At 47.1% G+C, this 12099-nt stretch carries 5 protein-coding genes; 1 reads left to right on the forward strand and 4 read right to left on the reverse strand.

Annotation, left to right across the window (positions count from 1 at the left end; genetic code table 11):
- Positions 1-6: 6 nt before the first annotated feature.
- The 3 genes from D9Y29_RS24685 to D9Y29_RS24695 are packed head-to-tail and all read right to left on the reverse strand — an operon-like array spanning position 7 to position 5802.
- Positions 7-960: a DUF5017 domain-containing protein gene (locus tag D9Y29_RS24685; protein WP_127132924.1), complete on the reverse strand. Its 954-nt coding sequence runs from the start codon at positions 958-960 to the stop codon at positions 7-9.
- 24 nt (positions 961-984) lie between these two features.
- Entirely contained in the window at positions 985-2595 is a 1611-nt protein-coding gene (locus D9Y29_RS24690; RefSeq protein ID WP_127132925.1) for a RagB/SusD family nutrient uptake outer membrane protein, read from the reverse strand.
- Between the two features lie 24 nt (positions 2596-2619).
- Positions 2620-5802, reverse strand: a complete 3183-nt coding sequence (locus D9Y29_RS24695) for a SusC/RagA family TonB-linked outer membrane protein (protein WP_127132926.1) — start codon at positions 5800-5802, stop codon at positions 2620-2622.
- A 279-nt stretch (positions 5803-6081) separates the two neighbouring features.
- Here D9Y29_RS24695 and D9Y29_RS24700 point away from each other — a divergent pair, with 279 nt between their 5' ends.
- Positions 6082-10161, forward strand: coding sequence for a hybrid sensor histidine kinase/response regulator transcription factor (locus D9Y29_RS24700; protein ID WP_127132927.1), 4080 nt, complete (start codon positions 6082-6084; stop codon positions 10159-10161).
- Between the two features lie 7 nt (positions 10162-10168).
- Here D9Y29_RS24700 and D9Y29_RS24705 read toward each other — a convergent pair whose 3' ends face one another.
- Positions 10169-11857 carry a tetratricopeptide repeat protein gene (locus tag D9Y29_RS24705; RefSeq protein ID WP_241238035.1) on the reverse strand — a complete coding sequence of 563 codons (1689 nt, stop codon included), beginning with the start codon at positions 11855-11857 and terminating at the stop codon, positions 10169-10171.
- Between the last annotated feature and the right edge of the window lie 242 nt (positions 11858-12099).

Genomic DNA, 12099 nt, shown 5'->3' on the forward strand with positions numbered 1-12099 from the left:
TTCACTTTATTGTACAGACAGATCAATACTATGCGGGGTGACGTTTGTTTCCTCAATGCTGACACGACCACCTACGAAGGTTGCTTTGTAGTTACCGGGTGTGTTGTAGAATGTATAGAAATCCAGGTCGGCCATGTTCTGGCCTCCGTTCTTGATCACCAAACCTGCATCGGGCGTCACTTTGCGGAGATTGATGGGGCCGATGAAAAGCCATGCCTCGGCGGGGGCGCCTGCAGCCCCCACTGAGGTTGCCCCGGTGATTGCCATACTGGTTGTGCTGACGGACCAATTGAAATTGTTTTGCAGCGTGTAAGCGGCAAATCCCGGACTGAAAGTATTGACCCCATAATTTGTGTACGGACTTGTGGATGTGTTCATGTTAGCGATGGTGTAGTTGGTGCCATCGGACAAATTATTCCTTACTTTAAAATTGCTGATGGTCCATTTTGGCTGGATACTTCCCGCTTCCGCAATGTATTTGAATGCTATATATACCGGCTTGCCTGTTTCTGCAAAATCGGACAGGTCTACATCCCCGGAAGAAAGGGTAGTGCCACTGGTGGCCAGCGTGGCGCGTGAAGTGATGTCCTCCCAGCCCGCGGCTACAATATTTGCTTTGGTACTGGTGGTATCGCCACGAACCACTCCTTTGAAATCGGAAGTGACCATCAGCAGCAGTGTATTGGTTTGCACGCCATTGGCTCTTGCTGTGCTGAAATTCAAAATGGGGAGTCCTTCCGCCTGCACACGGTCCCTGTATTCAAATCTTTTACCAGGCTCGCCGGAATAGAAGGTGATGATGTCCGGATTGCCTGCAAAACTGAATCTTGCAGTATCGCCTGCATTGAATGAAGTGCTTTCGGCTGTTACCGTAAAATCAGAGGAGCCATTGCTGAACTTTTTGGTGCAGGCGCTGAGCCCCGCCAGTAACAAGAATAATGAACAACTATATTTCAACATACAATCATTATTAGGTTTGAACAATTACCAGCCCTGGTTCTGGCGGATGGCCTTATTGATATTGAGCTCCAGTGCAGGAATGGGTAAGATGGTATAACGCGGAGAAGACCCTGCTGTATTGTACCCGAGCGTCCACCTGTTCTTGTTGGTAACGCTGGCATTGGAGGCCTGGATCTCGGTCACCATGGCGTCCATCACTTGTTTGAATATTCCCCAGCGAATGAGGTCGGGCCTGCGCAATCCTTCAAAACAAAGCTCGCGTGCGCGTTCGTCCTGGATTTGTTGTTTGAAATCCGCGTAGGAGAGTCCCGAAGGCAGATCGGCATTGGCATCTGGCTGATCTAACGGGAGGCCATAGCCGCGTCTTCTCACTTCGTTGATGGCATCGTAAGCAGCCTGTGTAGGCCCGGCATTCACTTCGTTCTCTGCCTCTGCCAGCATCAGCAGCACATCGCTGTAGCGAAGGATAGGGAAATTGGTGCCGGTCCTGTATTGCTGTTTGGGAGGAAGTTCGGTATACCTCCTCCATTTGCCGCATTCGCGTCCAATGATATTATTGGCTGCATAATACACGCGGACGGCTGAGGTGGCATTGCTGGTGAAGCTAAATGGCGCAATGGACCAATCGCGGCGCTGATCGCCGGTTTGGTAGAGATTATAGAGTTTGATGGTAGTTCTGATATTGCCGGACCCAAAACCTGTATCGAGATTCTGGCAACCCATCTGGTAAGTGCCCAGTCTGCCACCTTCGTTGTAAGAGGTATTCAGATCATTCATGTTGAAGTCCGCTTCCCACATACTTTCCTTCACATCGTAAATATCTCTTGATTGATTAACGAACACCTGGCTGTAAGCGGAATTGGTGAGCAGGGGATCGAAAACAGTATTCAACTGGTGTTCGCCGCTTTGCTGTACTTTCTGGGCCCAGCTCAATGCTTCCGCGTATTTTGATTGATCATTTAGGGGGTTACCTGCCATGTACAAGCAAACACGGGCCAGCATTCCCTGAACGGATGTTTGCGAGATATGACTTGCATTTCCGATCACAGAAGCTTTGCTCACTTTGGTTTCGGCCTCCTTCATGTCTGCCAGCACCTGTGCATACACGGTAGCCGCATCGTCCCTGGGAATATTCACGGAATTGATACTGGCGGTTGGTTCGAGTTTCAAAGGCACACCGCCATAATTGCTTACCAGGAGAAAATGATAGAACCCGCGCAGGAAAAGGGCTTCTCCGAGGATCGCCTGCCTTCTGGTTTCATCCATAACGGGTTTATTGATATTACTGATCAGCAGGTTGGCGCGTTCGATCCCAATATAACATTGCTCCCACAATCCACTTACAAACGGGTTGGTATAATCGAACTGGTAGAACATCGGCGCCGAAAATGAGTTGGAGGTATTCGGGTAGAAGGATTCATCTGAACAGCTCCCGAACTGGAACCAGAGCGAGCTGCCATAGAGGTAATCACTTCCCAGCGGATCATACACGCCTGTGAGCGCATAGTTCAGGTCCTGCTCACTGTTGTAATAATTATCCGGTTGTACAAAGTCGGTGGGTTGTCTGTCCAGAATCTTATTACAGCCCGTGGCAAAGAACAGAGCGGTTAACAAGAACAACAAGATCGGTTTCATATATAACAAGTTTATCGTTGCGAATTAGAATGTCACATTCAATCCAAAGGTGATGGTCCTTGGGCGGGGATAAGCTGAGTAATCCACACCTGGTGTAAGTACAGAATTGAAGATGCTCACTTCCGGATCAACACCTGAGTAATTAGTCCAGGTGAGCAGGTTCTGCGCTGCTGCATAGAGCCTGGCAGATCTTATTTTCAGGAAGCGCAGAGCCTTTGGCGAAAAGTTATAGCCGATCTGAACGGTCTTCAACCTGAGATAGGAACCATCTTCGATCACGCGCGAGTTAGTACCAGTGGGCGTTGTAGGGCCATAACCACCTGCTCCGCCACGTGGAATTTGAGAACCTGTATTGGTGGGGCTCCAGCGGTCAGCAAAGCTTTCAAACTGGTTCAGGTGTGAGCGGCCCAGGATATTCCCTTCAAAGATGTAGCGGTTGGCATTGATGATATCGTTGCCATAAGACCATTGGAAGAAAACATTCAGATCGAAATTCTTATAGGTGAATTCATTGGTGAAACCTCCGGTATGAATAGGCAGGCCTCTTCCAATAACGGCGTAATCGTTCGCATCAACAACCTTATCGCCATTGATATCCCTGAATTTGATATCGCCTGGTTGAATATTTGCGCGGGTATTGCCGTTGGTAGTGATATGATCTTTCAATAAATAGTTTCCGGTGTTGGATACATCAAAATCTTCATACTGGTAAACACCATCCCAGATGAATCCGTACATCATTCCCAACTGGTTGCCTACTTTGGAAATAAAGGCGGGGATGGTCCTGAAATATTGATCGAAAGGCGCACCGGAGAGGATCGATTCCTGGTTCTCTGTAAGTGCTAACAGCTTGTTCTGGTTGAACGTGATATTGAAACTTGATTTCCATTTGAAATCCCGGTTATCGATATTGGTGGTTCCCAGGGTAAGTTCGAGGCCCTGGTTTTGAACGCTGCCGATATTCCTGTATGCCTGTGCATATCCGAGCGAAAGCGGGATGTTGGCATAGAGCAGCAGGTCTTTTGTTTTCTTTCGATAAATGTCCGCTGTGAAATTGATCCTGTCGTTAAGAAAGCCGAGGTCCAGACCGATATTGAGTTGCTCCGTTGTTTCCCAGGTAAGGTTTTCGTTTCCGAAATTGGAAGGAATTGCGCCCTGGATGGTTGTATTATTGAAGGTATAACCCTGCGGGTTAAGCGCCAGTTTGATGGCGGAAAGATAGGTGAAATCGCCTACGCGGTTATTGCCGGTAAGGCCGTAACTCACGCGTAGCTTACCTTCCGAGAGGATATCCTCAAATTTTTTCATAAATTTCTCTTCGCTGAATTTCCAGGCTGCTGCACCGGAAGGGAAATAACCCCAGCGATTGTGTTTGGCAAATTTCGAAGAACCATCTGCGCGCCAGGATAAAGTGAGCAGGTACCTGTTCCCATATTTATAGTCTGCTCTTCCCAGGAAAGACATCAATCCCCAGCTGGAGCTGGTGGATCGCACTACCTGTGGCGTACCCTCATCCAGTCCGCTGATGCCCAGTTGTGCATTGGGCAGGTTGGTAGCAGAAGAACCATGACTGGAAGACTTGTTTACAGACTCCGACATACCTGCCAGTACGGTGAAATTGTGTTTGCGATTGAAAGTCTTGTTCCAGGTCAGGGTATTTTCATTGATCCAGGTGGAAGAGTTGTAATACATCACGCTTCCGTTCACTCCGTTCTGTGATCCCAGCAATGATCGCTTGTTGCCATAGACCGTGTTGGTATCATTGAACTGGTTGTTCTGTGTAATGGTGCTGTTGATACCTCCTGTAATTTTAAGTTTGAGGTTTTTCAGGATCGCATATTCCAGGTGGGCATTGATAATGGTATTACGCCTGAGGTTTTCGCGCAACATATGTTGCTGGTTGATCACCGGGTTCATGCGCAGATCGATGGTGGGATCGATGAACTGATCGAAGAGCTGGTCCGTTAATCCGGTTGTGCCATCCAGGGAGAAATTCCTGTACCCGTACACGCTGAACAAAGAGTATGCGGTAGAACTGCTGCTATTGGGTGTGGAAGGCGAAGCGCCATTCTGTTTGTTATAGGCGTAATTTACATATACCCCACCTTTCAGTTTTGGATTGAAGGTCTGGTTGAGCGACATAGTGCCCTGGTAGCGCCTGTAACCTGAGTTCACCATCACTCCTTCCTGTTGCAGGAGGTTGCCAGACACATAATATTTAGTGGTGTTGTTACCGCCACTGATAGAAATGGAATTGTTGCTCATGGGAGCTGTTCGGTACAATTGCTCCTGCCAGTCGATCTCCGGAATGCTCCGGTAATAGTCGAGCGATTTACCATCAGATAGATAAATATTCTGTGCATCGGAAGGGATCCTTTCCAGTTGATATTCTACAAACTGAGAGGGACTCAAAAGTTTCATCCGGTTATAATCCTTCTGTAAACCGAAAGAACTGTTCAGTGTAACTACCGGTGGGCCGGCCTTTCCTTTTTTGGTGGAGATGATGATCACACCGTTGGCGGCGCGGGAGCCGTAGATGGCAGTAGCGGAAGCATCTTTCAATATTTCAATGGATTCAATGTCCTGCGGATTGATAAAATTGTTATCGGGACTTTCCATGGGAAAACCATCGATCACATATAGTGGCGAGTTGTCCTGTGTAACGGAGTTGGCGCCGCGGATGGTGATGTTCACGGCTGAGCCGGGCTGCCCGTCAACCGAAGAAACATTCACCCCGGCAATACGGCCGGCCAGCGCTTCATCAAAGGACCGCACCGGCGCTTTCTGCATGTCTTCCACCGGCGCTTTGGAAACGGAACCGGTAACATCCCGTTTTCGAACTGTGCCATAGCCAATCACGATCACATCGTCCAGCTTGCTGACCTTATTATTAAGCACAATGAAATATTCATTCTTGTCGCCCACCACCTGTGAAACAGGATCGAAGTTCACACTGGTGAACTGAAGGGTATCGCCCACGCGGGCCTGGATAATGAATACACCCCCGGAATCAGTATTGGTAGCAGCAGTCTTTCCTTTGACGGAAACTGTTACTGCTGGAACGGGTTTACCTTCAGCGTCTTTGACTATACCCGAAACTTTCTTCTGGGCAAGAGCAGGAATGGAAAAAGAGAAAAGTAGAATGAAGATTAACTGAAGCTTCCGTCCGCCTGAATGGCGGCGATGGCTTTGAGCTTTCAATGACATAAGCAATACATTAATATGGTTACGCAATCCCAGACGAATTTGGTGAATAATTAAAGGAGCATGGGGTGAAAAATTCGGCTTTATAGGGTCAATTTTTAAAAAATGGCGGTTAACAACTGCTTAAATCGGGTTTGTTCTTAATGTAAATGATGTGCTGATCGATTTCAAACGATGTTCCAAAGTATATTCCTTCCTCCTTCGTTTTAAAAAATAACCTAAATTGAACTCTTCAGATTGCCAGTCAATAATATCTCCATGCCTGTTTTTTAATGAATACCCATGAGTTTTCCGAATCGAATACTGCTTGTTGTACAGGCTTTGCTGTTGATTTCCATGCAGGGAATTTGTCAGCAAGTGAATTTTTCGCACCTGGATGTGTCTGACCGGCTCTCCCAAAACTCTGTTATTGCCATTACACAGGACGCCAAAGGATTCATGTGGTTCGGCACACGTCAGGGGCTCAATAAATACGATTCCCGGAAATTCACTATTTATAAGAATATCCCAGGCAACAGATCAAGCATCTCCAACAATTATATTTATTGCCTGCTTACCGATCAAAATGGACAGGTTTGGGCAGGAACACAGAACGGGCTCAACCGTTACCATTCCGAAACGGACCAGTTCGATCTTATTCCATTCGAGAAAAATGAAAACGCCGGGAGCCGTGATAAAGAGATCATTTGCTTGTTTGAAGACAGCCGGGGCAGGATCTGGGTGGGCACCCGGAATACCCTTTACCTGATCACTGATGTTCAGGAACCGGTGCTGGTCCCTGTCAGCCGGTTTACAGGTAATGCATTCCGGCTTACCAATATCAATTGTGTTTATGAAGACGCGGGTATCATCTGGGTGGGGTCGGACCATGGGCTGGTGCAGTTGCATGAACAACATGGCAAATTCTCCATCAAAGAGATCTTTCACCAGGAAGCCGGTGAAACAAGGCTGGTAGACAACCAGGTGAAGAGCATCGTACGAGACAGTCGCAATCGACTCTGGATCGGTACGGCGCACAGAGGATTACACTTATATGATCCATCCAGCGGTACATTTCGGCGCTATCAAAATACAAACAACCGGATCGCCAGTGATCATATCCGCAAACTCTTACTGGACAAAGAAGGGAATCTCTGGATCGGTACCCAGGAAGGACTATCAAAGATGCAGGCGGGAACAGAACTGATCTCCACCTTCATCAACAACCCCTGGAACGATGCCAGCCTCAGTCAGAATTCTGTACATAGTATATATATGGACAAGACCGGTTCCATTTGGGTGGGAACTTTTTTCGGTGGGGTTAATTGTCTGTATGCGCTGAACACTCCTTTCACTGTGTATTCCACCAGGTCTTCAAAGAAACTGAACAATAATGTTGTCAGTTCTATAGTGAAGGATAATGAAGGCGATCTCTGGATCGGCACTGAAGGGGGCGGTATCAACCGGTTTGGTAACGATGGTTCCGTAACTTATTACAAACACGACTCCAATGATCCTTACAGCCCTGGTTCCAACCTCGTAAAAGTTTTGTATAAAGACAAAGAGGGAAATATCTGGGCCGGCACGCATGGGGGCGGCCTCAACCTGTTCGATCGCAGCAGGAACCGTTTCATCCGGTATCTTTATGATGCGGCCGATCCATATCTTCAGGGGGCTGAGATCACGAACCTGATGCAGGACGCAGCAGGTAGATTGTGGATAGGCACGGAAACACAGGGGCTGCAACTTTATCAAAAGAAAGGATCACAGCTGGAGCCTCTGCCTGCTCCTGAGGGGTTCATGAAACTGCAAAGGCAATCCATTCTTTCCACGCTTATTACTTCAAACAATACAACATGGGTCGGCACCAGGATTGGGTTATACATTCTTACTTCCGATGGAAGCAAACTGTTGAAAACAGACAGCTCCCTCTTCCCCGTAAACTGTTTGTATGAAGATAAACAGCAGCGCATCTGGGCAGGCAGCGGTGAGAGCGGGTTGGTGCTTTTCGATAAAAATGGAAACCGGAAATCCACCATCACAAAGAACGAAGGATTACCAGACAATAATGTGCTCGGAATTATCGAAGGCAATAACGGCGAGCTCTGGATCAGTACCATCAATGGTTTGGCGAGATACAATCCTGTTACAGGATCCTGCAATGTGTACAATACGGAAGATGGACTGGCCGGTAATGTTTTCAATAATAATGCCTGGTATAAAGCCCCCGACGGAAACCTGTATTTCGGCGGATACTTTGGTCTCACTGCTTTTAAGCCCGGAGATATCAGTCAGAACCTCCAGGCGCCACCCGTAGAGTTCTCTTCTTTCAATCTACATAATAAAGAAGCGAAAGCGGGCGCATCGGGCGATGTATTGCAAAAACATATCAGCTATTCTTCCGGTGTTAAGTTAAAGCATAACCAGAATGCTTTTTCCGTTGAATTCGCTGTTTTGAATTTCATCAAACCGGATAAGAACAGGTATGCTTACAAACTGGAAGGGTTCGACGGCAACTTCACTTATACCAGCGATCCGCTTGCCAGTTATACCAATGTGCCGCCCGGAAATTATACTTTGATCGTGAAGGGCAGTAATAACGATGGCGTTTGGGGAGAACCCATTGCTCTGAAGATAAAAGTGCTGCCTCCTTTCTGGAAAACATGGTGGGCCTATACATTGTACATTCTGGCCGGACTGGCCCTCGTTTTCTTTGTATCCCGTTATTTCCTGATGCAGGCATTGATGAAAAGGAACAATACGCTCACACAACTGAAATTGAATTTCTTTACCAATATCTCCCATGAAATAAGAACACATCTTTCCCTGATCACCGGTCCTACGGAAAAACTGATGAGCAAGACCAGTAGTAATACATCCGACAAACAATTGTTGCAAACCATCAGGTCCAACTCTGACAGCCTGCTGCAACTGGTGAATGAATTGATGGATTTCAGGAAAGCGGAAACAGGACATCTTACGCTGCATACTTCCACTACAGATATCGCTGGCTTTGCCCAATCGGTCTACAATAGCTTTGGAGATATTGCCTCTTCGCGGAAGATCGATCAGCAATTTTCGGCAACCCCCGATCATATCAATCTTACATTCGATCGTGAACAAATGGAAAAGGTTTTCTACAATCTTTTTTCAAATGCCTTCAAATTCACTCCGGACGGAGGCTTTGTGAAGCTGAACATTCTGGAAGATTCAAAACAGGTGATCATTACCGTTTCCAACAGCGGAAAGGGAATTGCACGCGAGAACGTAGACCGCTTGTTCGATAATTACTTCCAGGAAAATGATCACGGTCAACAGAATACCGGCTACGGGATCGGACTGGCATTGTCTAAAAGCATTGTGCAGGCTCATAAAGGAGCTATCAGTGTCAGTTCCACCAAACTCAATGAACAGGAACTGCACGAAACTATTTTCCGTGTAACCCTCCTGAAAGGAACACAACATTACACGCCGGAACAGCTGGTTGCTACTGCTGACCCTCTCACCACAAGGGTAGTACTTCCCGGAGAAACAAACCCTGTACAGGGTCCTTTGATTAGCAATAATGGTAAGCCAACCATTTTACTGGTTGAAGACAATAAGGCCATCAGGACCTTCATTAAAGAAACCCTGCAGGAAAACTATTTTATTGCAGAATCGGCAGATGGGGTATCAGGACTGGCATATGCAGTAGAGCATATTCCCGACCTGATCATCAGTGATGTAATGATGCCTGAAATGGATGGGCTTGAATTCTGCAGCAGGATAAAATCGGATATCCGTACCAGTCATATACCTGTTGTGTTGCTAACGGCCAAGACCGCAGTGGAGCACCAGATCAGTGGTCTTCAGACCGGCGCAAATATTTACCTGACCAAGCCGTTCAGTACAAAGGTGCTGGAACTGACAGTACAGAATTTATTACAGGCAAGGGAAAAGTACTGGCAACATTTCAATAAGACCTTGGGCCGGGAATCATTGCCTGGTGATGTAATGAAGGTTGATATTTCAGATGCACCAGATATTCCCGTAGTTGTTCCGGTTTTGCATCCATTGGATGAAGCTTTCCTCAAAAACATCGAAAGCATAGTATTTGAGAATATGGGCGATCCTGGTTTTGGAGTAGGCATGCTTTCCCAGAAAGCGCTGATGAGCCAACCGGTATTGTATAAAAAGATCAAGGCTATTACCGGGCTGAGTGCGAATGATTTTGTGAAGTCGCTCAGGCTGAAACAAGCAGCCACGCTGCTTTCTGAGCAACGATATACCGTGTATGAAATTGCTTATATGGTGGGGTATGAGGACAGTAAATATTTCAGCCGTGAGTTTAAGAAACAATACGGCGTAAACCCGAGTGAGTACGGGGCAAAAACTTCGGGATAATGCAAGTTCATTTTTCCATTTCTGCCAATGATTGTTTAGCCAGTTGTAATGCAGGTTTTTGGCTATTGGAATCAGCAATCGATATCAATTGCTGATAGAAGTGGATTGCTTTTGATTTTTCTCCGGCTTTGGATGCGGCCATTGCTGCTCCGAGCAGTGCATTGAAACGGTTCGGATGTCTTTTCAGGTTTTGTTCATATACTTCAAGGGCAGTATGATAATCTTTCAGCTCCATCAGCATATCACCAAGCAATTCCTTTGCTGGCAGTACTTCGGCAGGTGTTACAGGATGTTTTTCTGTACTGTCTTCTATTTTTACGGCGAGCCGCATGAGTTCCAGCGCTTCCTGTTTCTTTCCTGATCTGAGTTTTGCCCAGGCTTCACCTGCTGCCAACTGCACGGCTACCTGTTGTGCTTTATAAGTATCCCCCTGTGCGGCAAGTGTATCCCTGATTCGTTTCAACTCTCCTATTTCCTCTGAAGAAATTTTTGTCTGGCCCGTATGCACTGCTCCCATGACCCTTGCAAAGTGTATGATGGCTTTTTGCCAGATGAATTCGTCCCAGGAAAAATTGGCAAGTGGGAATGGCAGGCTGGCGGCTTCATTCCAGTACCTGTTCTCGAGATAGTACCTGGCAGGGATGGCAGCGAAAGAATAGGCTACTTTAAAATTGGCGGGTGTTATTTCGTGGATGGATAACAGGTAGTCCAGTTGTTTTTTTGCATTTTGAATGTCTCCTTTTTGCAGATAAGCATACATCAGGTAATCCAGGGCATGTAGCTCTTCGTCCCAATGTTTCATCCCATTTTGTTGCGCATAGCATTGGGCAGAAGAAGCGGAGGCGATATTGGATTGTATAGCTTCGTCCCAAAGTCCAAGCCTGGTGAAAATATGAGAAGGCATATGCAAGGCATGCGCCGACGATGGCGCTATGGACGCGTATTTCCTTGCTGCAGGCAATGCCATCACAGCCAGTTCGGGTACATCATAAGTGTGTATGAGGTAATGTGCAATGCCCGGGTGGTCCGGGGCACCGGGTGCTAAGGACTGTAAAAGTTCGCCTGCCCTTTTTTGTTTCTGAAAACTCTTATCTGATGGACTGGCCGCGGCATCCAATGCCAGGGCGTATAGAACGGTGGCTTCCATATCGGAAGAATCTTTATGGTGCAAGTCTTCCATTGCCTTTTCGAATCGGAGGCAGCGGGTTTTATGATCTGTTTGTTGCCAGTTGTCGTAGTATGCTGCGATGGCTTCAATGTAAGCTGCTTCCCGTTTTGAAACAGGTTTCAGTCCTCTTGCGATGGTAATGGCAGCGCTTCCTTTTTGCAATTCCGATTTGGAAGGAGGCGTCCAGAGCGGATGGAAATTGCTCATTGCCACACCCCAGTACGCCATTGCGCAGGTGGGGTTTTGATCGATGATACCTGCGAAGACTTTTTCCGCTTCATCGTATTCAAATGAATGAAGCAGCTTGAGTCCTAGCATAAAGGAAGATTGGATGGTTGCGGGTGCATCTATGGCAAAGTGAAGGGTGCCAAGTTGCTGTGTGGGGCCGCAGTTGATCAGTTGCCCTTTTTTCAGGTTCAGTGCATCGATGGATGCCCTGGAAGGCGCTTTCCTGCTCTCTTTGCAAGCCAGCTGGAACAGGCAGAATAGCAACACCAGGCTTTGTGAGAAATTCATTGTCAATTTCATACAAAACGATTTTTAGGTTGAGCGATTGGTGCGGACTATTCAGCAGGAGGTGGGAAGAGTACAAAGGTCGATAATTGCGGGGAATTCTGAATTCCGGGAATGAAAGGGCAGGAGGGGTTACCGGGTAGTAGTATTCAGGGGACTGGCCCAAAGCAGAAGTTTGCTAGTTCGCCTGGGAAAGCAAGGGAAGTACTGTTAAAAGCGCTGGAGGAATTCAAATAACGGATTGGTTTTAATACTAA

It is taken from the genome of Pseudoflavitalea rhizosphaerae (assembly GCF_003991355.1).
Lineage (GTDB): Bacteria > Bacteroidota > Bacteroidia > Chitinophagales > Chitinophagaceae > Pseudobacter > Pseudobacter rhizosphaerae.